We start from the raw sequence: 24,567 nt of genomic DNA on the forward strand, positions 1-24,567 counted from the left end.
CGCGCAGCTTTGTTATGATTCGCCACCTTCTGATATTCGCCCGACCAGGTAGTTCATATGTCCGACCGCAGCGCTCGTCTCCAAGCACTCCACCAAGCACTTAAAGAGCGCATCCTGATTCTAGACGGCGGCATGGGCACTATGATTCAAAGCTACCGCCTGGAGGAAGACGACTATCGTGGCACACGCTTCGCCGACTGGCCAAGCGACGTCAAAGGCAACAACGACCTGCTGCTGCTCAGCCGGCCGGACGTGATTGCCGCCATCGAAAAAGCCTACCTGGATGCCGGCGCGGACATCCTCGAAACCAACACCTTCAACGCCACCCAGATTTCCCAGGCCGATTATGGCATGGAAGCGCTGGTCTACGAACTGAACGTCGAAGGCGCCCGCATCGCGCGCCAGGTGGCCGACGCCAAAACCCTGGAAACCCCCGACAAGCCGCGCTTCGTGGCCGGGGTGCTGGGCCCCACCAGCCGCACCTGCTCCATTTCCCCCGACGTCAATGACCCGGGCTACCGGAACGTCACTTTTGACGCGCTGGTAGAGAACTACGTCGAAGCGACCCGCGGCCTGATCGAGGGCGGCGCCGACCTGCTGCTGATCGAAACCATTTTCGACACGCTGAACGCCAAGGCGGCGATTTTCGCCGTGCAGCAGGTGTTCGAAGACGATGGCGTCGAACTGCCCATCATGATCTCGGGCACCATCACCGATGCCTCCGGCCGTACCCTGTCCGGGCAGACCACCGAGGCGTTCTGGAACTCGGTACGCCACGCCAAGCCAATTTCGGTAGGCCTGAACTGCGCGCTCGGCGCCAAGGACCTTCGCCCCTACCTGGAAGAGCTGTCGAGCAAGGCCGACACCCATGTCTCGGCGCACCCCAACGCCGGCCTGCCCAATGCGTTCGGTGAGTACGATGAAACCCCGGCCGAGATGGCTGCCGTGGTCGAGGAGTTTGCCGCCAGTGGCTTCCTGAACATCATCGGCGGCTGCTGTGGCACCACACCAGGCCATATCCAGGCCATTGCGCAAGCGGTAGCCAAGTACCCGCCGCGGGTGATCCCGGACATCCCCAAAGCCTGCAGGCTGTCGGGGCTGGAGCCGTTCACCATTGACCGCCAGTCGCTGTTCGTCAACGTGGGTGAACGCACCAACATTACCGGTTCCGCCAAGTTCGCCAGGCTGATCCGCGAAGAGAACTACACCGAGGCGCTGGAAGTGGCACTGCAGCAGGTGGAAGCCGGCGCCCAGGTGATCGACATCAACATGGACGAAGGGATGCTCGACTCCCAGGCCGCCATGGTGCGCTTCCTCAACCTGATCGCCGGCGAGCCGGACATTTCCCGTGTGCCGATCATGATCGACTCCTCCAAGTGGGAGGTGATCGAAGCGGGCCTCAAGTGCATTCAGGGCAAGGGCATCGTCAACTCCATCTCGATGAAGGAAGGCGTGGAGCAGTTCAAGCATCACGCCCGCCTGTGCAAGCGCTACGGCGCAGCGGTGGTGGTGATGGCCTTCGACGAAGTGGGCCAGGCCGATACCGCTGCGCGCAAGCAGGAAATCTGCAAGCGCAGCTACGACATCCTGGTAAATGAAGTGGGCTTCCCGCCTGAAGACATCATCTTCGACCCGAACATCTTCGCGGTGGCCACGGGTATCGAGGAGCACAACAACTACGCGGTCGACTTTATCGAAGCGTGTGCCTACATCCGCGACCACCTGCCCCATGCCCTCAGCTCGGGCGGTGTGTCCAACGTATCGTTCTCGTTCCGTGGCAACAACCCGGTGCGCGAGGCGATCCATTCGGTGTTCCTCTTCCACGCGATCCAGAACGGCCTGACCATGGGTATCGTCAACGCCGGCCAGCTGGAAATCTACGACGAGATCCCGCCGCAGTTGCGCGAAAAGGTCGAGGACGTGGTACTCAACCGTACGCCCCATGGCACCGATGCGTTGCTGGCGATTGCCGACGACTACAAAGGCGGCGGCGCCACCAAGGAAGTGGAGAACGAAGAGTGGCGCTCGCTGCCGGTTGAAAAACGCCTTGAGCACGCGCTGGTCAAGGGCATCACTGCGTTCATCGTCGAAGACACCGAAGCCTGCCGCCAGCAATGCGCACGCCCGATCGAAGTGATCGAAGGCCCGCTGATGAACGGCATGAACGTGGTCGGCGACCTGTTCGGTGCCGGCAAGATGTTCCTGCCACAGGTGGTGAAATCGGCCCGGGTGATGAAGCAGGCCGTGGCGCACCTGATCCCCTTCATCGAAGCGGAAAAGGGCGACAAGCCTGAAGCCAAGGGCAAGATCCTGATGGCCACGGTAAAGGGTGACGTGCACGATATCGGCAAGAACATCGTCGGGGTGGTACTGGGCTGCAATGGCTATGACATCGTCGACCTTGGGGTGATGGTGCCTGCCGAGAAGATTCTGCAGACCGCGCGGGAGCAGAAGTGCGACATCATCGGCCTGTCTGGCCTGATCACCCCGTCGCTGGACGAGATGGTGCACGTGGCCCGTGAAATGCAGCGTCAGGGCTTCGAGTTGCCGCTGATGATCGGCGGCGCGACGACGTCCAAGGCTCACACGGCGGTGAAGATCGAGCCCAAATACAGCAACGATGCCGTCATCTACGTAACCGATGCCTCGCGTGCGGTGGGCGTGGCGACCCAACTGTTGTCCAAGGAGCTGAAAGCAGGCTTCGTGGAACGCACCCGCCAGGACTATCAGGAGGTGCGCGAGCGCACCGCCAACCGCAGCGCCCGCACCGAGCGCCTGAGCTACACCCGGGCCGTTGCCGCCAAGCCTCAGTATGACTGGGCGGGCTACCAGCCTGCAGTGCCTTCGTTCACGGGCGTGAAGGTGCTGCAGGACATCGACCTGCGCACCCTGGCCGAGTACATCGACTGGACGCCGTTCTTCATTTCCTGGGACCTGGCAGGCAAGTTCCCGCGCATTCTCACCGATGAGGTGGTGGGCGAAGCCGCCACCGCGCTGTACGACGATGCCCGGCAGATGCTCGACAAGCTGATCGACGAGAAACTCATCAGCGCCCGGGCCGTGTTCGGCTTCTGGCCGGCCAACCAGGTGGCCGACGATGACATCGAGGTGTATGGCAAAGATGGCCAGCCTCTGGCCACCCTGCACCACCTGCGCCAGCAAACCATCAAGCCCGACGGCAAACCGAACTGGTCACTGGCAGACTTCGTGGCGCCCAAGGCAAGCGGTGTGACCGACTATGTGGGCGGTTTCATCACCACGGCGGGCATTGGTGCAGAGGAAGTGGCCAAGGCCTACCAGGATAAAGGCGACGACTACAGCTCGATCATGGTCAAGGCGCTGGCCGACCGCCTGGCCGAGGCCTGTGCCGAGTGGTTGCATGAACAGGTACGCAAAGAGTACTGGGGCTATGCCTGCGACGAGCAACTGGACAACGAGGCGCTGATCAAGGAGCAGTACCGGGGTATTCGCCCGGCGCCAGGTTACCCGGCCTGCCCGGACCACACCGAGAAGCAGACGCTGTTCCGCCTGCTCGATGGCAGCGCCATCGGTGAAACCGGCCCGAGCGGCGTGTTCCTCACGGAGCACTTTGCGATGTTCCCGGCCGCCGCCGTGAGCGGCTGGTACTTTGCCCACCCGCAGGCCCAATACTTCGCGGTCGGCAAGGTCGACAAGGACCAGATTGAAAGCTACAGCGCCCGCAAAGGCCAGGACATGGCGGTAAGCGAGCGCTGGCTTGCGCCCAACCTGGGCTACGATATCTGATGTGGCAGCGGGCGATGCCCGCTCCTACGGGTATCCCCGGTGAGGCAACCAGGAGCCACCATGGACGATGATCGCCAAGGCAAACCCCCAACCCTGTGGCAAATGTTGCAGAGCATTCTTGCTGCCGCGTTCGGCGTGCAAAGTGGCAAGAACCGCGCGCGAGATTTCACCCACGGCAAGGCCTGCCACTTCATCGTGCTGGGTGTGCTGTTCACCCTGGCCTTCGTGGCGGTTTTGATCGGGCTGGTGCAGTTGGCCCTGCACCTGGCACGCTAGCTTACTGGTGGCTGACCCAGTACACCGCGGTGACGACCACCAGCAGGATCAGGCAGAGGATTGCCCAGGCATCCACGCTGCTATCGGGTTTACGCGCCTTGGTTGAGTTGGCCATTGCATCGCCTCTTGTAGTGGTTATGGGAATGCACTTCACCACCAGCAGTTAAGACCAGCAATGCCCTTCCCTCAAGCAGGGGCTTTCAGTACTCGACCGGTGACGTGAGAAACGGATAGCGATAGCTGGGCGGGTGACCCACTGCGCTGTAGGCCTTGAAATCCACACCGTAATCGGCAAGCTCCACGCGCTTGAGCCAACGCCTGGCCTTCGCCTGGTCAATGCTCTGCAGCACGGGCAAGCTGTAATTGCCACCACCGTCACGGGCAAACGCCAACCCCCTGGCATCATCGTGCAGCATCACCATGGCCCACCCTCCGAGGGTGAAGTGCCCACCCATCAGCACGCTCAAACGCCCGTCAATACGCGCACGCAGGGCCTCGGACGAACTGTTCACCGCACTGAACACCACGTCACGCCCAGGCTTGCGCCCAGCCTCTTCGAACGCTTGCATGGCCCCAAAAGCCATTTCGTCGTTTGCCGACCACACCAGGCGGGTGTCGGGGTAACGCTGCAGCAGCAACTGCGCCTGTTCATAGGCACGCTCGCGGCTCCAGCCGCCATACACCACCTGGCGCAGGCGCACCTGCGGAAAATCCGCCAATGCCCGGCGCATGCCGTCTTCACGCCGTTGCGAGGCGGGGGTGGTCTTTACGCCGGAAAAGGCAAGCAGGTCCAACGTGCCTTCACCCTTGGGCAGTTGCGCCACCATCTCGTGGAGCATCTGGAAACCCGCCTGCTCATCGTTGGTGGTCAGCGTACCCAGTGGCATGGCGTATTTGTCGGGTTGGGCAGCTACCCGGCGCGCCTGGCCAGCCGTAAGGCCATTGTTGACCAGCAGCAGCTTGACCCCGGTACCCTGCGAAAGGCGCATGATTTCCGGGGCGACGTACTGCTCGTTGACCAGCACCAGGTAGTCGGGCCGCTGCGGCCCAGCCAGGGCCGCGCGGGCCTGTTTCATCACCACATCGGCGCGGCGCTCGCTGTACTCGACACGCAGGTCCATGCCCAGCTCGTCCGCGGCTGCCTGCATGAAGCGGGTATAACTGGTCCAGAAGGTTTCGTTCGACAACCCAGGGTTGAGGAAAACCACCGAAGCCGCTTGCGCCCCCGCCGTCAGCGGCAGGGCGAGGCACAGGCTTTGGCAAAGGGCCTTGAACATGGGCTGACATCTCTGCAAAGCAAACCGCGGATTATAACGCCCCAAGGCTATCGACGGCACAAATGGCAGTCAGTCTCACATAGTCCATTTGGTTCTTTTCATATGCTAAAACATCACTTTAGCGCATAACCGCAACCTGCTATCGTTCCCCGGCTCCGTACCGGAGTGCGCGGCCGTGCGCGCGAATAGCTGCATGCCTGAGACAGGACTTTTATGTACGTATACGACGAGTACGATCAGCGGATCATCGAGGACCGCGTCAAGCAGTTCCGTGATCAGACCCGCCGCTACCTGGCCGGTGAGCTGAGCGAAGAAGAATTCCGCCCTCTGCGCCTGCAGAACGGCCTCTACATCCAACGATTCGCGCCGATGCTGCGTGTCGCCGTGCCGTACGGCCAGCTGAACGCCCGGCAGGTTCGCACCCTGGCCAAGATCGCCCGCGACTACGACAAGGGCTATGCGCACATTTCCACCCGCCAGAACGTGCAGTACAACTGGCCGGCGCTGGAAGACATCCCCGACATCCTCGCCGAGCTGGCCACCGTGCAGATGCACGCCATCCAGACCAGCGGCAACTGCCTGCGCAACACCACCACCGACCAGTTTGCCGGCGTGGCCGCAGACGAGGTCATCGACCCGCGCCCATGGTGCGAAATCGTGCGTCAGTGGACCACCTTCCACCCCGAGTTCGCCTTCCTGCCGCGCAAGTTCAAAATTGCCATCAATGGCTCGCAACAAGACCGCGCCGCCATCGAAGTGCATGACATTGGCCTTGAGCCGGTGCGCAACGAAGCCGGCGAGCTGGGCTTCCGGGTACTGGTGGGCGGTGGGCTTGGCCGTACCCCGGTGGTGGGCTCGTTCATCAACGAGTTCCTGCCCTGGCAGGACCTGATCAGCTACCTGGACGCGATCCTGCGCGTGTACAACCGTTACGGCCGCCGTGACAACAAGTACAAGGCGCGGATCAAGATCCTGGTCAAGGCACTTACCCCGGAAGTGTTCGCCCAGAAGGTCGAGGCCGAAATGGCCCACCTGCGCGGCGGCAGCAGCACCCTGACCGAAGCGGAGGTGCAGCGCGTGTCGCGCCACTTCGTCGACCCTGATTACCTGGCGCTGGAAAACGTCGACTACGCCGCGCTGGATGCCGATTTCCCTGGCTTCGCCCGCTGGCGTGCGCGCAATACCCGCGCCCACAAGCGCCCGGGTTATGTGGCGGTGACGCTCTCGCTCAAGCCTACCGGCGTGGCGCCAGGCGACCTCACCGACAAGCAGCTCGATGCCGTGGCCGACCTGGCCGAGCGCTACAGCTTTGGCTTCCTGCGCACGTCCCACGAGCAGAACATCATCCTCGCCGACGTCGAGCAGCGCCAGTTGCACGCGCTGTGGCAGGAGCTGCGTGAAGGGGGCTTCGCTACCCCGAACATCGGCCTGCTGACCGACATCATCTGCTGCCCAGGCGGCGACTACTGCTCGCTGGCCAATGCCAAGTCGATCCCGATTGCCGAATCCATCCAGCGCCGCTTCGATGACCTGGACTACCTGTTCGACATCGGCGAACTCGACCTGAACATCTCTGGCTGCATGAACGCCTGCGGCCACCACCACGTCGGCCATATCGGCATCCTTGGCGTGGACAAGAAGGGCGAGGAGTTCTACCAGGTTTCGCTGGGCGGCAATGCTGCACGCGGCGCCAGCCTGGGCAAGATCCTTGGCCCATCGTTCGCACAGGATGACATGGCCGACGTGATCGAGAAGCTGATTGCCGTGTATGTCGAGCAACGCACCGAAGACGAGCGTTTCATCGACACGTACCAGCGCATCGGCATCGACCCCTTCAAGGAACGCGTGTATGCAGCGAATCATTAAGAACAACCAGATCGTCGACGAAACCTGGCACCTGCTGCCCAAGGAAACCTCGTTCGACGAGCTGACCAACTGCGACGACTACATCGTGCCCCTGCAGATGTGGCGCGACCACGCCCATGCCCTCAAGGCCCGTGACGGTGGCCTGGGTGTGTGGCTGGACAGCGATGAGGAAGCCGAAGAAATCGGCGAAGACGTGCAGCACTTCCAGGTGATTGCGTTGAACTTCCCGGCATTCACCGATGGGCGCAGTTATTCCAATGCTCGCCTGCTGCGTGACCGCTTTGGCTTCAAGGGTGAACTGCGTGCCATCGGCGACGTACTGCGCGACCAGCTGTTCTTCATGGCCCGTTGCGGTTTCGACGCCTTTGCCATCCGCGCCGACAAGAACCCGGAAGAAGCCCTGCAAAGCCTCAAGGATTTTTCGGTGACGTACCAAGGCGCCACCGACGAGCCACTGCCCTTGTTCCGTCGTCGCTGACCATTCGCTTTGCGGCCAGTTGCGGGGCGGGCTTGCCCGCAACTGGCTATTGCACCACGCGAAATTATCAACGCCCGCAGGTAAGCATTCTCCTCACGCCAACCGCGTACTACGCTCCTCTTGCACAGCCACCCGCCGAGGAGTTACCTGATGTCCCGCCCACCCCTGCCCCCGTTCACCCGTGACAGCGCCATCGAGAAAGTTCGCCTGGCCGAAGACGGCTGGAACAGCCGCGATGCCGCCAAAGTCGCCCTGGCGTATACACCGGACACTGTCTGGCGCAACCGCGTCGAGTTCCCCCGTGGCCGCGCCGAGGTACAAGCCTTCCTTACCCGCAAGTGGAACCGCGAGCTGGACTACCGCCTTATCAAAGAGCTGTGGGCCTTCGCCGACAACCGTATTGCCGTGCGTTACGCCTACGAGTACCGCGATGACAGCGGCCAGTGGTTCCGTGCCTACGGCAACGAAAACTGGGAGTTTGCCGAGGACGGCCTGATGCACAACCGCCACTCCAGCATCAACGAGCACCCGATCGCCGATACCGAACGCAAGTTCCACTGGCCGCTGGGGCGCCGCCCCGATGACCACCCCGGCCTCTCTGAACTGGGGCTTTGAAGCCAGGCCGGGCAGCCTTGGCGGCTGGGGCATGGATACGCTGGCGGGCCACCTGTTTCAACCTGGCTGCGCAAGGTGCCCTGCCTGCACGCAGTTCAGCCGCCAAGTTGTGTACAGTAGGCCCACAACAATGCCCGCACAGGAGCCCGGCACATGACCGTGACGCTGTCCCCCCTGCAGATCGACTGCGACTTCGATTCCGGCAACATCCAGGTGATCGATGCCAATGACCCCGCCCATGTAAGGCTGGCCATACGCCCGGACACCCACAGTGGCCACTACCAGTGGTTCCACTTCAAGGCAAGCGGCCTTACCCCTGGCCAAACCCACCGTTTCAGCCTGGAAAACGCCTCCGGCTCCTCCTATCGCAACGCCTGGCACGGTTACAACGCCGTGGCCTCCCATGACCAGCAAACCTGGTTCCGGGTGCCCAGCCAGTTCGACGGCACGGCGCTGTCGTTCGAGGTGACAGCTGAGCACCCACAAATGTGGTTCGCCTATTTCGAGCCCTACTCACGCGCCCGCCACAACCAGTTGATCGAACGTGCCCGCCAAGTGCCCGGCGTCGAGTTGCTGGCCAGTGGCCGCAGCGTGCAGGGCCGCGATATCCCTCTGCTGCGGGCCGGTGATGCCGCACCGGGCAAGCGCAAGCTGTGGCTGATTGCACAGCAGCACCCCGGCGAGCACATGGCAGAGTGGTTCATGGAAGGCGTAATCGACCGCCTTCAAGCCAACGACGAAACCATTCAGCAGCTGCTGGCCAAGGCTGACCTGTACCTGATCCCCAACATGAACCCGGACGGCGCCTTCCTCGGGCACCTGCGCACCAACTACCCGGGCAAGGACCTCAACCGCGCCTGGCAGGACGCCAGCATCGAGTTCACGCCTGAAGTGTTCTTTGCCCAGGCGCAGATGAAGCAATACGGCGTGGACGCATTCATCGACGTGCACGGGGACGAAGAAATCCCCCACGTGTTCACCGCCGCCTGCGAGGGCAACCCGGGGTACTCTGCACGCCTCGCCCAGCTTGAAGAGCACTTCCGCAGCACCCTGTGCAGCCTGACGGCTGACTTCCAGACGCAGCATGGCTACACCCGCGACGCGCCCGGCCAGGCCAACACCACCCTGGCCTGCAACGCCGTCGGCATGGCCTACGACTGCCTGTCGCTTACCTTGGAGATGCCTTTCAAGGACCATGACGACGCACCCAATGCGGTCACCGGCTGGTCGGGCGCACGGTCGAAGGCACTGGCCAGCGCCGTACTGGACACGCTGGCGCACATGGTCGACCGCTTGCGCTGAGCCTCAGAACTGAACGTCCAGTACCACACTATCGGAATAGCTCGCGGCCGGGGGTGTGGGCTGGTCGGTATACACCCTGGCGTTGTAGTTGAACACCAGGCTGCCGGTGCCGGTGCCCGCACCTGGGTTGATGTCTGCATCGGCGCTGGCACGCCTGGCGCTGGACAGCGCTGACTGGCTGCCTTAATCCAGCGTGCCGTACTGGGTAGTGCCGCCCACCACCTGGCACCCGGGTACGACCTGAGCCGACACGGTAAAGGTGCTGACCGTGGCTGCGTCCAGCGGCGCTGCCAGCAACAGGCCTACCCCGGCGAAGCACCCCACAAACCTTGCGCGCATGGTTCAGAACGTCAGTTCGACCGCCACCGTATCGGTATAGACACCGGCAGGCAGCCCGGCCGGCAGTGCATGGGTTGCGCTACCAGCACACCGTAGATGGGGATGGGTACCTGCCGGGTGGTGCCGATGGTGAACGCACGGGGTTGGCCGACGTCGTAGCGGCTGTAGCCGCTGGGGTCGACGGCCAGTTGGTAGGGCAGCAACTCGCGCCCATTGCTAAGGCGGCCCGGCCCGACATCCCCGAACAGGCCACGCAGCGCTGATGACCAGCAGCGGCCCTAGGGTCAACAGCAACAGCGAAGAGCGGCTCATGGCGTAACCTCCCTGTTCGGCCCTTGTCGATCTATGCTGGTCTTGAGCGTAGCAGTGAGGTGCATGGGTAAGCGGGCGGAGAGGCCGTTTTTGGTATTAGCAAAAAAAGCGATAGGGCGTGCGATACACCCCCAACGCACTGAGCCGAACGCTTTGCTGAAGACGCGCTCAAAATTGGCAAACAACGGCAACCCGAGCGATATTCTGATAGGGTGTATCACCTTCATCCTGCCCAGACTCATGCGGCATGCATGGACCTAATCGACAGGAGCGTTTCATCAATGACGACAGACTTAACGCTGGCCCAGGCGGTGGAGCGCTGTGCCCAGGAACCTATCCAGATTCCCGGCAGCATTCAGCCACACGGTTTTCTGCTTGTGCTTGATGAAAATGACCTGAGGGTGTTGCAGGCGAGCGAGAACGCCCAGCAGTGGTTAGGCATATCCGCTGCATCGCTGGTTGGTTCGCCCTTCAGTGACGTTGTCACTGGCGACTTCGATTTGCGCGCGCATCTAGGCAGGCTTCCTCAAGATGAGGTTTTCCCGTTTCATATCGGCGATGTGCAACTTCGCGAAGGCGCTCCATACCGCCAAGCATTGCACATGCTGGCCCACCGCCATGATCAGGCGCTGATCGTCGAGTTGGAGGCGCCACGTCTGCCGGAAGATTTGGCCTCGCAGGGCGACTATTACCCCTTGGTGCGCAACTTCATAAGCACCGTGCATCTGGCTGGTACCCTTGAAGAACTGCTGCACCAGACGGTGCTGCAGCTCAAGCGCGTCACCGGTTTTGGCCGGGTGAAGGCCTATCGCTTCGACGCCGAAGGCAATGGGCAAGTGCTGGCGGAGGTCGCCGACCCCGATTACCCCACCTTCATGGGCTTGTGCTTCCCGGCATCCGATATTCCTGCCCAGGCCCGTGAGTTGTACCGGGTCAACCGCATCCGCGTCATCGAAGACGCCAACTATCAGCCGTCACCGCTGGTGCCGGGCACCAACCCGCTTAGCGGCAAACCGTTGGACATGAGCTTTGCCAGCTTGCGCAGCGTGTCGCCGGTACACCTGCAATACATGCGCAACATGGGCACACTCGCCTCCATGTCGTTGTCGATCGTGGTGGATGGCAAGCTGTGGGGGTTGATTTCCTGCCACAACGCGCAGCCTCGCCCGGTCGACCTGCGTACCCGCACTGCCTGCGAACTGCTGGCCAGTGTGCTGTCGCTGCAGATTGAATCCCGCGAGTCACACGCCGACACTCAACGGCTGCTAGAACTGCGCCAGCACATCGTGCGCATGATCGCCTCCATGGCAGACCACGATAGCGTCAGCGAGGGGCTGCATGCCGTTCCTGACGTGTTACTGGCGTTTGCCAACGCGCAAGGCGCTGCTGTCATTTCTGCTGACCGTTGCGAGCTATACGGTCAGACACCGCCCGAGGCACAGGTCACCGCACTGGTGCATTGGTTGTCGCGGCGTGCGGGTAATGTTGTTTTCCACACCGACAATGCGCGCCGCGACGTGGATGAGTTGCCTGAGCTCGGCAACCATGTGGGCGGCATACTGGCGGTGGCCATCTCGCAGATCCATTCCCATTACCTGCTGTGGTTCCGGCCCGAGCAGGTACGCACTGTTGAATGGGCGGGGCAGCCGACCAAGCGGGTGGGGCCGCAAGGTAACCTGGACCCGCGGCACAGCTTCGAGCGCTGGCAGGAACAACTGAGCGGCTATTGTGCCCCGTGGGACCCACTGATTGTGGAGGGGGTCAGCGAACTGCGTACGGCGGTGATGGGCATCGTGCTGCGCAAAGCCGAAGAAATGGCCCAGCTGGCGGGCGAACTGCGCCGCTCCAACAAGGAGCTGGAGGCGTTCTCCTACAGCGTGTCCCATGACCTGCGTGCGCCGCTTCGGCACATTGCCGGCTACACCGAACTGCTCAGCGAAATCGAAGGCCCCGGTTTCAGCGAGCGCGGCAAGCGCTTCTTGCAGCATATCGGCGAAGCCGCTCATTTTGCCGGCAGCCTTGTCGACAATTTGCTACATTTTTCACAAATGGGCCGCTCAGCGCTGCGCATGTCAGATGTAGACCTCAATGCCTTGATCGATGCCATCCGTGCTGAACTCGCGCCGGATTACGCGGGGCGTGAAATCATCTGGACCATTGCGCCCTTGCCCAAGGTTCATGGAGACCCCGCCTTCATCAACCTGGCGTTGAACAACCTGCTGGCCAATGCCATCAAATACACACGTGGGCGCGCACCTGCTCGCATCGAGGTGTTTGCCGTGCAGCATGCCGAGGAAGTCGAGGTGTGCATCCGTGATAACGGCGTAGGCTTCGACATGGCGTACGCCAACAAGCTGTTCGGGGTGTTCCAGCGGCTGCACCGCATGGAAGACTTCGAAGGCACAGGGATCGGCCTGGCAAGCGTGCGCCGCATCATCGAACGCCACGACGGCCGCGTCTGGGCCGACGGCCAGATCGACAAAGGCGCCAGCTTCCATTTCACTCTACCGCGCCACCCCGCGACACACTGAGGTACCGTTACCATCATGCTCAAACCCATCCTGCTGGTCGAAGACAACCCTCGGGACCTGGAGCTGACGCTCCTGGCCCTGGAGCGTAGCCAGTTGGCCAACGAAGTTATCGTGTTGCGCGACGGCGCCGATGCCCTCGATTACCTGCTGCGCCGTGGCGCCTACGCCGACCGCGACGACGGCAACCCTGCCGTGTTGCTGCTGGACCTGAAACTGCCGAAAGTCGATGGCCTTGAGGTGCTCAAGGAAGTGCGCGCCACGCCCGAACTGCGCAGCATCCCGACCGTGATGCTGACGTCTTCGCGTGAAGAGCCTGACCTGCAGCGTGCCTATGAACTGGGCGTGAACGCCTACGTGGTCAAACCAGTCGAATTCAAGGAGTTCGTCGCCGCCATTTCCGACCTTGGGGTCTTCTGGGCCGTGCTGAACGAGCCGCCACCTGGCTCCCTGCGCTTGACCCGCCGCGGCAACTGAGGCTCACGCAACGATGCAGTCTACCCCGCTGAACCTACTGATGGTCGAAGACAGCTCGATGGATGCCGAGCTGACCCTAATGCGCTTGGAGCGCAGCGGGCTGCACGTTCAGTCGCACCTGGTGTTCGACCACACGGGTGTCGAAAATGCCCTGCGCGACGGGCGCTACGACCTGATCCTGTGCGATTGCGTACTGCCCGGCTCGTCCGGCACCGACGTGCTGTCCATCGCCCAGCGCCTGGCGCCGGACGTGCCGTTCATTTTCCTGTCCGGTATCTACGGTGAAGAGCATGCGGTGGAGATGATCCGCCTGGGTGCTACCGATTACGTACTGAAAAAGAACCTGCCGTTGCTGCCCAAGGCAGTACGCCGCGCCCTCACCGAAGTGCAGGAACGTCAGCGCCGTCGTCGGGCTGAAGAAGCACTGGCCGAGGTTGAAGCGCGGGCCCGCATCGCCATCAACGCTGCCGGCATGGGCACATGGGATCTTCGCCCCCAGGAGGGGCTGCTCGTCTGGGATGAGCGCGCCAAGAAGCTGTTCGGTTTGGCCACCGACACGCAGATGAGCCTTGAAGTCTTCTACGCCGGCATCTATCACGAAGATGTGCCGATGGTAAAGGATGCCGTAGACCAAGCCATGCAGCCTGAGAGCGGCGGCCACTACCGCATGGAATTCAGGATCGTTCAGCCGAACGGCCAGGAGCCACGCTGGCTGCTCAGCAGCGGCCAGAGCCAGTTCGCTGACGGCAAATGCGTGCGCTTTTCCGGTGTTCTTCAGGACATCCATGCACAACGCGTGGCGACCCAGGCGCTACGCCAGCTCAACGAGATGCTTGGCGAACGGGTTGAACGCCGCACCCGCGAGCGCGACCGGGCGTGGGAGCTGTCCCAGGACCTGCTGGCCGTACTCAACAAAGACCTCACCCCAGTGGCGCTCAACCCTGCCTGGGAAGCCAGCCTGGGGCTGTCTCGCGAACGCCTGAGCCAGTCATCGCTGCTGCACCTGCTGCCCGAACCCGACCAGGAACTGCTGCTCACCGAGTTGGCTGCCCTCGCCCATGGCCGCACCAGTGCCCGTTTCGTCGGGCGCATTCTGCATGCCGGCGGGCAACAACGCTGGCTGTCGTGGGTGGTGGTGCCGGAAGATACCCTGCTGTACGTGGTGGCGCGGGATATCACCAGCGAGCGTGAAGCTGCAGTAGGCCTGGCCGATGCCAACGCCCGCCTGCGCGAACAGATCAACGAACGCGAACGAATCGAGGCCGCACTGCAGCAAATGCAGCGCCTTGAAGCCGTTGGCCAGTTGACCGCGGGGGTTGCCCACGACTTCAACAATTTGCTCACGGTGATCCTCACTGGCGCGAGCTTCCTGGAGCGAGACCTGAACAAAGGTGACCTCGACAAGGCCCGCTCCCGCCTGACCCACGTGCGCGAAGCAGGTGAGCGCGGGGCCAAGCTGACGTCGCAGTTGCTGGCATTCTCCCGCCGTCAGCGCCTGGAGCCAGTACCCCTCAACCTCAACCGCACCCTCGATGGCCTGGAAGAACTGCTGCGTCGCACGCTGGGGGGCAACGTTTCGGTGCGCCTGGACCTGGACCGGGCGCTATGGCAGGCCCTGACCGACCCCACCCAGACCGAGATGATCATCCTCAACCTGGCCATCAACGCCCGCGATGCCATGCCCGATGGCGGCCAGTTGACCTTGGTGACCCGCAACACGCGCATCGACACCCCACCTCAGCGCCCGGAAGATCCGGACCCTGGTGAGTACGTAATGCTGAGCATCCGCGACACAGGCTGCGGCATGAGCGAAGAGGTGGTGGCCAAGGTGTTCGAGCCATTCTTCACCACCAAGGACATCGGCAAGGGCTCAGGCCTGGGCCTGGCCCAGGTGTTCGGTTTCGCCAAGCAGTCTGGCGGCGGTGTGCGCATCGAAACCGCCCCGGGGCGCGGCACTCAGGTGGCCGTTTATCTGCCGGCAGTCAAGGACCACATTATCAGCGAGCCTGCCACCCCGGTGGTTAGCCAGTCCATCAGCGACAGCGGCAGCAACCGCACCGTGTTGTTGGTAGACGACGACCACCTGGTGCGCGACATGCTTGGCGACGTGTTGCGCCAGTACGGTTATGAGGTGCGCCAGGCGCACAGTGGCGAGCAGGCACTGGCGCTTCTAGCTGACGACATCGACCTGCTGCTCACCGACTTCGCCATGCCGGAGTTCAACGGTGCGCAGCTTGCCATTGCCGCGCGCGAACGCTTCCCTCAGCTACCTGTGGTCTTTCTAACAGGCTACGCAGAGTTGCAAGGCCTGGACCTGCCGGGCAGCGTTGTGATCCAGAAGCCCGTTCAGGCGGACGACCTGGCCAGGGCGCTGGACGAAATGCTGGGCGTACCGGGGTAAACCTGTGCAGTCGGGGCCACCCAGCCCCGACTCGCCCACACACTGAATGCCAAACGACAAAAACGACGAAACCAGCGCTTACGTGATAAGCACTGGAAAGATGTTTTGATCTGAGGAAATGGCAGGGGCGGCTGGATTCGAACCAACGCATGGCAGGATCAAAACCTGCTGCCTTACCGCTTGGCGACGCCCCTGTATCTGATGCAGCAACCGCTGCCCGGATAATCCCAATAAGGTGACAACGTGTTGTTGTCTTGGAATGCGCGGCACTTTAACAACAATGTTGCTGCCTGTGAAGCCCCTAATCGAAAAAAAAATGCCAAAAAAACAGCGGCTTAGTTATTAGCAGCAAAAAAATTTACCGCTCGTCGCTTTCCTGCCGCCGTACCTCAACACAATCGCATTCGCTCCTTCAAATCAGATAACCCAACGCAGTGACCAAGGAGGACCCTATGCCTGTTTCTCACGACCTGTATCAGGACCTGCACTACCCCCGTGAAATCGTCCAGCAGCGTCGCCTGCAGGACCAGACGCTGGACCGCTTGCTGGACGAGTACGTCGACATTGATAACCAGGTGCTTGCAGCGGAGTCGATTTCGGCCGGCAACTTCGTCGATGAGGACCTGCGTCACCTCAAGGAACGCCGGCTTGCGGTGAAGTACATGATCGAGCGCCAGCTGGAACGTAAAGCCTGAGATCGGGGTGTTGCCGGTGGTGACCTATCGCGGTAAGTGATGGTTGACGGTCACTTTCTCTATTGGTCAAATCCGCGGCACTCGGGCAAGCTTCCGGGCGCCCGTTTATTGCCCAAGGAGCTCAGTTCGTGCCTGCGTGGATCCCTGCCCCCCTACGCCAGCTTGGCCAACGCCTGCGCCCTGCCGGCGCTGACCGTGGTGCACTGCTCACGTGGTTCGAGGAAAAAGCCCAGAGCCGTGGCTACGCGTTGAGCGAGGGTCAGCGCCAAGTGATTGCGTGCATGGGGCAGCAGTTGAGCCAGTTAGAGCAGGGGCAGCCACCTAGCCTTTACCTGCATGGCGCGGTCGGGCGCGGTAAAAGCTGGCTGCTGGACGGCTTCTTCCAGGCTGTGCCTGTGCAGGCAAAGCTACGCCTGCACTTTCATGACTTTTTCGCCCGACTGCACCAGGGCATGCACCGCCACCGCGCCTTGGACAACGCCATGGCCGCTACCTTGGACGAATTGATCGGCAAGTGCGAGGCGCTGTGCTTCGACGAGTTCCATGTGCATGACATTGGTGATGCCATGCTGCTTACGCGCCTGTTCGATGCCTTGTTCGCTCGGGGCATCTACCTGCTGGTCACCTCCAATTATGCGCCGGAGGGGCTGCTGCCCAACCCGCTCTACCATGAGCGCTTCCTACCCGTCATCCGCCTGATCAACACCCGCATGAAGGTCATGGAAGTGGGCGGTGCTATCGACTTTCGCAGCCTGCCGGCCAACCGCGAACACCAGTGTTTCACCCGCGGCCTCTATGTATGGCCAGGCGATGCCGGGCAGCGCCTGGCCCTGAAGCTGCCCGAGGCGGCACCCGGGGTGCTGCACATCAACAACCGTTCACTACGGGCCAGGGCCGTGGATGGCACACGGGTGATGTTCACATTCGACGACCTGTGCGAGCAGCCTACCGCCGTGATCGACTACCTGGCCCTGGCCCGCCAGTTCAGTGAGTGGGTCATCGACGGGCTGGACGACCTGGCGGACTGTTCGCTGGCGGCGCAGCAGCGCTTTGTCAATCTAGTGGATGTCCTGTACGACCAGGACCGCCAGCTGACTGTCATTGGCAAACGCCCGCTGGCAGACAGCCTGGACGGGGCCATCGCCGACCTGATGCGTACCCGAAGCCGGTTGGGGCAATTGCATCAGGTCGGCCCTGGCCCGACCTGACCGGCACTGTTTTCACACCGCTTTAGGCAGGTCGGCCAGCACCGTTTCGATTTCCTGAAGCACGGCGGGATCATCCAGGGTAGAGGGTGGTACGTAGGCGTGCCCGTCGGCGATCTTGCGCAGCAACGCCCGCAGAATCTTGCCCGAACGCGTCTTGGGTAACCGCCGCACCAGGCGCACCCGGTTGAAACAGGCCAGCGCACCGATTTCTTCACGCACCCTGGCCACCAGGTCTGCCAGCAACTGCGCCTCGGTAGTGCCCTCACCATCTTTCAACACGACCAAGGCGAGCGGCACCTGCCCCTTGATGTCGTCATGCACGCCGATCATCGCGCATTCGGCAACCGCCGCGTGGCGTGCCACCAGGTCTTCCATTTCCCCGGTGGACAGCCGGTGCCCGGACACGTTGATGACGTCGTCCGTTCGCCCCATGATGTAGACAAAGCCGTCGTCGTCCAGGAACCCGCCGTCGCCGGTGTGATAGTAACCAGGGTAAGTGTGCAGGTAGGCCTGCAGGTAACGGTCGTGGTCCCTCCACAGCGTCTGGCTGCACCCTGGGGGCAAGGGCAGTGCGATCACGATGGCGCCCTGCTGGTGGGTGCCCAGCAGATGGCCCTCGTCATCCAGTACGCGCACGTGGTAACCCGGCACTGCGCGGTTGCTGGAGCCCGGCCTGGCCACACTGCCTTCAAGGCCTACGCACGGCGCGGTGACGGGCCAGCCGGTTTCGGTTTGCCACCAGTGGTCGTGCACCGGTTTACCGGTGACGCGCTCCAGCCATTGGTGGGTGCTGGAATCGAGCTTTTCCCCGGCCAGGAATAACTGGCGCAGCGAGCTCAGGTCGTACTGGCCAAGCAGCTCGCCCTCCGGGTCTTCCTTGCGGATAGCGCGCATGGCGGTGGGTGCGCAGAACAGGCCGTTGACCTTGTACTGCTGCACGACGCGCCAGTAGGCGGCAGCGTCCGGGGTGCGGATTGGCTTGCCCTCGTAAAACACCGTGGTGCAACCGCACATCAACGGCCCGTAGACGATCAGCGAGTGGCCTACCACCCAGCCGACGTCCGATATGCCCCACCACACATCACCGGGCTGCATGCCGTAGATGGTGTGCATGGCATAGCGCAGGGCCACCGCGTTGCCGCCGTTTTCCCGCACGATGCCTTTGGGTTTGCCGGTGGTGCCCGAGGTATACATGATGTACAGCGGATCGCCAGCGTCGAGCACCACCGGGGCGATGGGCACTGCGCCCACAAGCGCCCCGGCCCAGTCCAGGTCTCGCCTTGGTTGCAGCGGTGCCTGCACCTGTGGCCGCTGCAACACCAGCACATGGCGCGGCTGGTGCTGGGCCAGTTGCAACGCGCGGTCGACCAGAGGCTTGTATTCGATCACCCGGTCGAACTCGAGCCCGCAAGAGGCTGTGAGCAGCAGGGTTGGGCGCGCATCGTCGATTCGCAGCGCCAGCTCGTTGGCTGCGAAGCCGCCAAACACCACCGAATGCACCGCGCCAATGCGGGCGCAGGCGAGCATGGCCATAGCGGCCTGCGGCACCATCGGCATGTAGATGATCACCCCGTCACCCTTCTTCACCCCCAGCTGGCTCAGCAGCCCAGCCAGGCGGGCTACCTCATCGCGCAGCTCAAGGTAGGTATAGGCTTGCTGCGCCCCGGTGACAGGAGAGTCGTAGACGAACGCCAGTTGTTGCCCCCTGCCCTGTTCGATCTGGTGGTCCAGGGCGAGGTAACAGCTGTTCAGACGGCCATCGGGGAACCAGCGATGCGTGCCGTCGGCATTGTCCTGCAGGGTGATGGCAGGGGCGCGATACCAGGCGATCGACCGGGCCTGTTCAGCCCAGAAGGCAGCCGGGTCGGCGATGGAGTGTGCGTAGCTTTGCTGGTAGCTCATGTGCAGTGAACCCGATCGTTGTTGTTATTGAAGGGCGAATGCTGAGTATGGCCGGGCTGACCCGGCGCGCCAGGCGGCTAAAGGCCTAACCGACCTGCAAATTTGCAGGGATCAGGTGCAAGCACCTAACACGGCCTGCCTTTACCCCGCTCAGTGCCTTTCCACTAGAATGGGCCCTCCCTTGCCGAGGCTGCCCCATGGACATCGATCAGGCCCGTACCTTTCTGGAAATCGTCCGCAGCGGCAGCCTGGTGGCCGCAGCCGAACGCCTGTTCGTCTCGCAAACGGCCGTCACTGCGCGGGTGCAGCGCCTGGAGCAACAACTGGGTTGCCAGCTGTTCGTCCGTGGCCGCAGCGGCGCCAGCCTGACCCCTGATGGCGAGGCGTTCGTCAGCTACGCCAACCAGCTAGTGCAGACCTGGGAGGCCGCGCGCCGCGAGCTGCCGCTGCCCCGCGGCTGCCAGCAGATGCTGCACGTGGGTGGGGAAGTAAGCCTTGGTAACCCGATGATGCTGGGCTGGGTCAGTGCCCTGCACCGCGAGCTGCACGGCTACGCCATACGCAGTGAGGTCAGCGACGGCGACGCGCTGCTGCGCAAGGTGGAAATGGGCCTGCTGGATGCCGCCCTGGTGTACCAGCCCAGCTACGGCCCGGGGTTGCAGGTGGAGCAGTTGATGGAAGAAAAGCTCATCCGCATTCGCCGGGTGGATCGGCCTGAACCCTACGTGTACATCGACTGGGGCGATGCCTTTCGCAGGCAGCACGACGCGGCGCTCCCAGAGTGTGCGCAGGCAGCACTGAGCTTCAACCTTGGCCCGCTGGCGTTGCAGTTCATCCTCGACCAGGGCGGCAGTGGCTATTTCCGCACGCGGGTGGTGCAGGCTTACCTGGACAGTGGCGTGTTCGAGCGGGTGCCGCAAGCACCCGAGTTCACCTACCCGACCTACCTGGTGTATTCACGCGAGCGCGACAGCGCAGCACTGCAACAGGCGTGCGCCACGTTGAGGCGCCTGGTGGCCGCAGACCAAAGCGACTGGTCACAGCGTTGGGACCCGGCTATCTGACGCCTTTGGCTGGCTGAGCACCTGGCGCTGCAGGCCCGCGATTACATCGGTCTGGGTGATGACGCCGACCAGGCGCCCGGCCTCCAGTACCGGCAGGCAATGCAAGCCTCGTTCACACAGCAAGGGCAGCAGGGTATCCAGCGGGGCCGTGCTGTCGACACTCACCACCTGACGGCTCATCACCTGCTCCAGGCGCAGCACTTCACCGCCCAACAGCCGACGCCAGCCTTGCCGCTGTGGTCGCATGGCGGGGCCGAGCAGGTCGCTGACGGTGACGATGCCCACCAGTTCACCGTTGGCCAGCACCGGCAGCGATTTTACGTGATGGCCGGCCAGGCGCGTACAGGCTTGCGCCAGCGGCATGTCAGGGGTGGCGAACTGCACGTCACGGGACATTACCGAGGCTGCGGTCAAGCCGCCCAGGCTGCGCCGCAGCGCCTGCTGCTCGGTCGCCAGGATGATCTGCTCCAGTTCAGCACGGCTGACGTCGACGAACTCACCGAGGGCCTCCAGGGCCTGGTCCAGGTCTTCGCCCCGTACGCCCACCCGTTCGCGGGGGGGCGGGTCCTGGGTGTGGTGCAGGTCCTTGCGCGAGGCCGGGCCCTTTGGGTAAGCCGCGCCCGTGCAACGGTTGTAGAGGATGGCCACGGCTACCAGCACCCCTGCGTTCAACAGCACCGGCTCCAGCAGGTGCTCGCCCATGGCGGTGAGCCCTGGGTCGGCAAGCACCACGCTTACCGCAACACCGCCACCGGGCGGATGCAGGCAGCGCATCAGGCACATCACCAGTACCGAAACGCCCAGGGCGCTGGCCGCCACCCAAAGCTCAGGCCCGAAACATTGCCGCATGGCCAGCCCGATGATGCCAGCCAATGCATAGCTGCCCACCACGGGCCAAGGCTGGGCCAATGGGCCGGAATGCACGGCGAACACCAGCACCGCCGAGGCGGCCAGAGGGCCTAGCAGATGCAAGGCAATGGCAGGGCCGAATACCAAGCTGGTCACCCAGCCGGCGAGGAATAAACCCAGGAGTGCGCCAACACCTGCACGCAGCCATTCTTTCGGCGGCGTATTCAGGGGCGCTGGCAGCCATCGGTGCAGGCGATTCGGGGATCGTGAGGCGGGCATCAGGTATTGGATCTATCTTGTGCAGGGAATGGGCAACCACACAGCGCCCTGTCATCGAGCAACGGGTTCGCTCAAGGGCGGGATTCTGCACGGGCCAACGCCACCGAACCAATTCAAAAAAATGCGCTTGAGGTGCAATTTTCTTGCACCACGAAGCCAGACATCGAGGATGGCAGCCCCGTTTCAAGCCCCCTTGCGGGGCAGATTGAGTGTGACTCGCAAGCCACCCAGGGGGCTCTGCGCGAGCGACAGGGTTCCACCCCAGGCGTCACAGATGTCGCGCACGATACCCAACCCCAGGCCATGGCCGTCGACCTGTTCGTCCAGCCGCGAACCGCGCTCAAGCACCTGCTGTCGGCGGCTTTCCGGGATACCAGGGCCATCGTCGTCCACCCACAGTTGGTACCCGACGGCCGTGGAAGCGATCCCCAGGCGCACTTCACTGTCCGCCCACTTGCAGGCGTTATCCAGCAGGTTGCCCAGCAGCTCAAGGCTGTCTTCCCGGTCCCAGGGCAGCAACAGCCCGGCGGGCACGTCACTTTCCAGCCGCAGGCCCTCACCGTGAATCATGCCGAGTGTGCCAAGCAGCCCCGGCAGCTCGGCGTCACAATCGAACTGGGCGCCGGGCAAGGCATCGCCGGCCAGGCGCGCACGGTTGAGTTCACGCGCCAGGCGCTGCTGGATCTGCTCCAGTTGCTCACGCATCTGCCCGCTGAACCCAGGCACCCCGTGCAGCCGGTCGCTGGACGCCAGGCTCAGCAACACCGCCAACGGGGTTTTCAACGCGTGGCCCAGGTTGCCTAGGGCATTGCGCGAGCGGCGCAGGCTGTCTTCGGTGTGATTGAGCAGGTGGTTGATCTGCCCCACCAACGGTGCCAGTTCGCTGGGCACCTCGTCGTCCAGTTGCGAGCGCTGCCCTTGCTGCAACTGCGCAATCTGCTGCCGGGCACGCTCCAGCGGCCGCAGCGACCGGGTAACGGTGATGCGCTGCAGCACCAGCACCAAGGCCAGCGCCACCAGCCCCATGCCCAGGCCGATCTGCTGCAGGCGGCGGAACCCCTCGCGCACCGGCGAGTAATCTTGCGCGACACTGATCGAGATATCCTGGCCCAGGCGCCGGTAGTCGGCGCGCAGGGTCAGCAATTCCTGGCCCTCGGGGCCCAGCTCGTGCCGGTCGGACAGGCCAGGGGCGGAAGGCTTGGGCATGTTCATGTCCCACAACGAGCGCGACCGCCAGGTACCCTGGTCGAAATCAATGCGAAAATAGTGGCCAGAAAACGGCCGTTGGTACGCGGCAGAGATACGCCGCTCGTCCAGTTGCAGCCCGGAGGGCCCTCGCACCAGCGCCACCAGCAGGGTTTCACTTTCGTTGCGCAGGCCGTTTTCCAGGTAGCGCTGCAGGCCAGCTTCGAACAACCACAGGGTAAGCTGTGCCAGCACCACCCCCACCACCACCAGCACAGCCACCAGGCCAAGGCTCAGGCGTGCCTGGATCGACTTCATGCAGCGCTACCGGCGTAAAGGTAACCCTGACCGCGGCGGGTTTCGATCACGCTGCGCCCCAGCTTGCGGCGCAGGTGGTTGACATGCACTTCCAGGACGTTGGAGTCGCGCTCGGTTTCACCGTCGTACAGGTGCTCGGCCAGGTGGGTCTTGGAGAGGATCTGCTGCGGGTGCAGCATGAAGTAGCGCAGCAGGCGGAATTCGGCAGCCGTCAACTGGATGTCCACACCCTCACGGCTCACGCACTGTCGGCGCTCGTCGAGGTGCAGGCCCGCCGCCTCCAGCGTTGGCTGGTTGGCCAGGCCACGGGCGCGGCGCAGCAGCGCCTGGATACGCAATTGCAGTTCTTCGGGGTGGAAGGGTTTGCTGAGGTAGTCGTCGGCACCAGCCTTCAACCCCTCGATCCGTTCGGCCCACGAGCCTCGCGCCGTGAGGATGAGCACAGGCGTAGCCAGGCCGGCTGCCCGCCACTGGGCCAGCACGTCGAGGCCCGGCAGCCCCGGCAGGCCGAGGTCGAGGATAATCAGGTCGTAGGGCTCGCACTGGCCCTGGTAGGCCGCATCGCGGCCATCGGCCAGCCAATCGACCGCGTAGCCCTGGCGTTGCAGGGTGGCTGTCAGTTCATCGGCCAGCGGCACGTTGTCCTCGACAAGCAACAGGCGCATTCAGTCATCTTCCTCGTCTTTGAGCAGGGCGCCGGTACTGGCGTCGAGCTTGATTTCGCGCACCACGCCCTCCGCCGTCAACAGCTCGACTTCGTATTCATAGCGGTCGTGTTCTTCTTCGAGTTCGGCCTCGAGCAGACGCGCCCCGGGGTGACGCCCCAGGGCGGTCTGCAGCAGGTGCTCGAGGGGCAGGATGACACCCTTCTGGCGCAACGCCAGGGCCTCGTCCTGGTCCAGGTCACGGGCAGCGGCCAAAGAGCACACTGCCAGTAACGCCAGGGCCAGGTAGCCTACCGCCCGTGGTGGCTGACTCATCAGCTGTCCCGCTCGTCCTTCACGACTTCACCGGTCTTGGCATCGAGGGCCACGTCCCACTCGACGTTCTGGGCATCGCGCAGCTCCACCTTGTAGATGTAGCGGCCGTATTCGTTCTCAAGCTCCGAGTCGGTAACAGTGGAACCCGGGTGTTTGGCGATGGCGGCGGCCTTGAGTTCGTCCAGCGACTTGATGGTTTTGGCGTTCACCAGCTTGACCACTTCATCGGGCTGTACGTCCTTGGCGAAGGCGGCGTTGGCACCCAGGGCAAGGGCGGCGGCGGTGAACAGGGCAGTCAAGGTTTTCATCGTAGGTTTCTCCTGGAAGCTGTACAAGTTGTCTACGCAATCAACATTACCCAGCCGTCCTTAATTGAACCTGAAAAAGCTGGCGACATGATAGCGCAGGCGCTGCACGCTTCACGATCAACCCCTTCAGCCCCTGCCTCGCC

General features: G+C 63.1%; 19 protein-coding genes, 1 tRNA gene and 2 pseudogenes. 12 read left to right on the top strand and 10 right to left on the bottom strand.

Going from position 1 to position 24,567, the window contains the following annotated elements:
- Positions 1 to 57 precede the first annotated feature (57 nt).
- Positions 58 to 3,765, top strand: a complete 3,708-nt coding sequence (gene metH / locus PPA02S_RS07805) for a methionine synthase (protein ID WP_028634484.1) — start codon at positions 58 to 60, stop codon at positions 3,763 to 3,765.
- A gap of 60 nt (positions 3,766 to 3,825) precedes the next feature.
- Positions 3,826 to 4,041 (top strand): DUF2970 domain-containing protein, encoded by a 216-nt coding sequence (locus tag PPA02S_RS07810; protein WP_028634485.1) that lies wholly within the window; start codon positions 3,826 to 3,828, stop codon positions 4,039 to 4,041.
- Positions 4,042 to 4,241: 200 nt separating this feature from the next.
- Here PPA02S_RS07810 and PPA02S_RS07815 read toward each other — a convergent pair whose 3' ends face one another.
- Entirely contained in the window at positions 4,242 to 5,318 is a 1,077-nt protein-coding gene (locus PPA02S_RS07815; protein WP_028634486.1) for an ABC transporter substrate-binding protein, read from the bottom strand.
- A gap of 213 nt (positions 5,319 to 5,531) precedes the next feature.
- Between PPA02S_RS07815 and PPA02S_RS07820 the strand changes: the two genes are divergently transcribed.
- The 4 genes from PPA02S_RS07820 (at position 5,532) to PPA02S_RS07835 (ending at position 9,579) form a co-directional block, all read left to right on the top strand.
- The gene (locus tag PPA02S_RS07820; RefSeq protein ID WP_028634487.1) at positions 5,532 to 7,184 is read left to right on the top strand and encodes a nitrite/sulfite reductase; all 1,653 of its coding nucleotides are present in this window, start codon (positions 5,532 to 5,534) and stop codon (positions 7,182 to 7,184) included.
- The gene (locus PPA02S_RS07825; protein WP_028634488.1) at positions 7,168 to 7,662 is read left to right on the top strand and encodes a DUF934 domain-containing protein; all 495 of its coding nucleotides are present in this window, start codon (positions 7,168 to 7,170) and stop codon (positions 7,660 to 7,662) included. The genes PPA02S_RS07820 and PPA02S_RS07825 overlap by 17 nt, the downstream gene beginning before the upstream one ends.
- 150 nt (positions 7,663 to 7,812) lie before the next feature.
- The gene (locus PPA02S_RS07830; protein WP_028634489.1) at positions 7,813 to 8,277 is read left to right on the top strand and encodes a nuclear transport factor 2 family protein; all 465 of its coding nucleotides are present in this window, start codon (positions 7,813 to 7,815) and stop codon (positions 8,275 to 8,277) included.
- 153 nt (positions 8,278 to 8,430) lie between these two features.
- A complete protein-coding gene (locus PPA02S_RS07835) occupies positions 8,431 to 9,579 on the top strand; it encodes a M14 family metallopeptidase (protein WP_028634490.1) in 1,149 nt (382 codons plus the stop codon).
- Between the two features lie 186 nt (positions 9,580 to 9,765).
- On the opposite strand, the pseudogene PPA02S_RS22980 reads toward PPA02S_RS07835, so the two are convergent.
- Both PPA02S_RS22980 and PPA02S_RS22985 read right to left on the bottom strand, forming a co-directional pair.
- Positions 9,766 to 9,918, bottom strand: a pseudogene (locus PPA02S_RS22980) (Csu type fimbrial protein); the annotation flags it as partial.
- A 3-nt stretch (positions 9,919 to 9,921) separates the two neighbouring features.
- A pseudogene (locus PPA02S_RS22985) lies at positions 9,922 to 10,169 on the bottom strand (spore coat protein U domain-containing protein); the annotation flags it as partial.
- 342 nt (positions 10,170 to 10,511) lie between these two features.
- Between PPA02S_RS22985 and PPA02S_RS07855 the strand changes: the two are divergent.
- Genes PPA02S_RS07855 through PPA02S_RS07865 form a run of 3 tightly spaced genes read left to right on the top strand, consistent with a single transcriptional unit; the run spans position 10,512 to position 15,636 of the window.
- Positions 10,512 to 12,761, top strand: a complete 2,250-nt coding sequence (locus PPA02S_RS07855) for an ATP-binding protein (protein ID WP_028634493.1) — start codon at positions 10,512 to 10,514, stop codon at positions 12,759 to 12,761.
- Positions 12,762 to 12,776: 15 nt separating this feature from the next.
- Positions 12,777 to 13,235, top strand: a complete 459-nt coding sequence (locus PPA02S_RS07860) for a response regulator (RefSeq protein ID WP_028634494.1) — start codon at positions 12,777 to 12,779, stop codon at positions 13,233 to 13,235.
- Between the two features lie 13 nt (positions 13,236 to 13,248).
- The gene (locus tag PPA02S_RS07865; protein ID WP_028634495.1) at positions 13,249 to 15,636 is read left to right on the top strand and encodes a PAS domain-containing hybrid sensor histidine kinase/response regulator; all 2,388 of its coding nucleotides are present in this window, start codon (positions 13,249 to 13,251) and stop codon (positions 15,634 to 15,636) included.
- Between the two features lie 119 nt (positions 15,637 to 15,755).
- Here the strand turns inward: PPA02S_RS07865 and PPA02S_RS07870 are convergent.
- Positions 15,756 to 15,830: transfer RNA gene (locus PPA02S_RS07870), tRNA-Gln, on the bottom strand.
- A gap of 258 nt (positions 15,831 to 16,088) precedes the next feature.
- Between PPA02S_RS07870 and PPA02S_RS07875 the strand changes: the two genes are divergently transcribed.
- A complete protein-coding gene (locus PPA02S_RS07875) occupies positions 16,089 to 16,331 on the top strand; it encodes a hypothetical protein (protein ID WP_028634496.1) in 243 nt (80 codons plus the stop codon).
- 128 nt (positions 16,332 to 16,459) lie between these two features.
- Positions 16,460 to 17,539: a cell division protein ZapE gene (gene zapE / locus PPA02S_RS07880; RefSeq protein WP_028634497.1), complete on the top strand. Its 1,080-nt coding sequence runs from the start codon at positions 16,460 to 16,462 to the stop codon at positions 17,537 to 17,539.
- Between the two features lie 12 nt (positions 17,540 to 17,551).
- Here the strand turns inward: zapE and PPA02S_RS07885 are convergent, their stop codons facing one another.
- The gene (locus tag PPA02S_RS07885) at positions 17,552 to 19,441 is read right to left on the bottom strand and encodes an AMP-binding protein (protein WP_028634498.1); all 1,890 of its coding nucleotides are present in this window, start codon (positions 19,439 to 19,441) and stop codon (positions 17,552 to 17,554) included.
- A gap of 197 nt (positions 19,442 to 19,638) precedes the next feature.
- On the opposite strand from PPA02S_RS07885, the gene PPA02S_RS07890 reads away from it, so the two are divergent.
- Positions 19,639 to 20,505: a LysR family transcriptional regulator gene (locus PPA02S_RS07890; RefSeq protein WP_028634499.1), complete on the top strand. Its 867-nt coding sequence runs from the start codon at positions 19,639 to 19,641 to the stop codon at positions 20,503 to 20,505.
- Here the strand turns inward: PPA02S_RS07890 and PPA02S_RS07895 are convergent.
- From PPA02S_RS07895 to PPA02S_RS07915, 5 genes are all read right to left on the bottom strand, one after another.
- Entirely contained in the window at positions 20,479 to 21,633 is a 1,155-nt protein-coding gene (locus PPA02S_RS07895; protein ID WP_028634500.1) for an HPP family protein, read from the bottom strand. The genes PPA02S_RS07890 and PPA02S_RS07895 overlap by 27 nt on opposite strands.
- A gap of 183 nt (positions 21,634 to 21,816) precedes the next feature.
- Positions 21,817 to 23,136 carry an ATP-binding protein gene (locus PPA02S_RS07900; RefSeq protein ID WP_028634501.1) on the bottom strand — a complete coding sequence of 440 codons (1,320 nt, stop codon included), beginning with the start codon at positions 23,134 to 23,136 and terminating at the stop codon, positions 21,817 to 21,819.
- Entirely contained in the window at positions 23,133 to 23,801 is a 669-nt protein-coding gene (locus PPA02S_RS07905) for a response regulator transcription factor (RefSeq protein ID WP_028634502.1), read from the bottom strand. Before PPA02S_RS07905 ends, PPA02S_RS07900 begins: the two co-directional genes overlap by 4 nt.
- Positions 23,802 to 24,116 (bottom strand): PepSY domain-containing protein, encoded by a 315-nt coding sequence (locus PPA02S_RS07910; RefSeq protein WP_028634503.1) that lies wholly within the window; start codon positions 24,114 to 24,116, stop codon positions 23,802 to 23,804.
- Positions 24,116 to 24,424: a PepSY domain-containing protein gene (locus PPA02S_RS07915; RefSeq protein WP_028634504.1), complete on the bottom strand. Its 309-nt coding sequence runs from the start codon at positions 24,422 to 24,424 to the stop codon at positions 24,116 to 24,118. Before PPA02S_RS07915 ends, PPA02S_RS07910 begins: the two co-directional genes overlap by 1 nt.
- Positions 24,425 to 24,567: the final 143 nt, after the last annotated feature.

Origin of the sequence: Pseudomonas parafulva NBRC 16636 = DSM 17004 (assembly GCF_000730645.1) — a bacterium.
Taxonomy (GTDB): Bacteria; Pseudomonadota; Gammaproteobacteria; order Pseudomonadales; family Pseudomonadaceae; genus Aquipseudomonas; species Aquipseudomonas parafulva.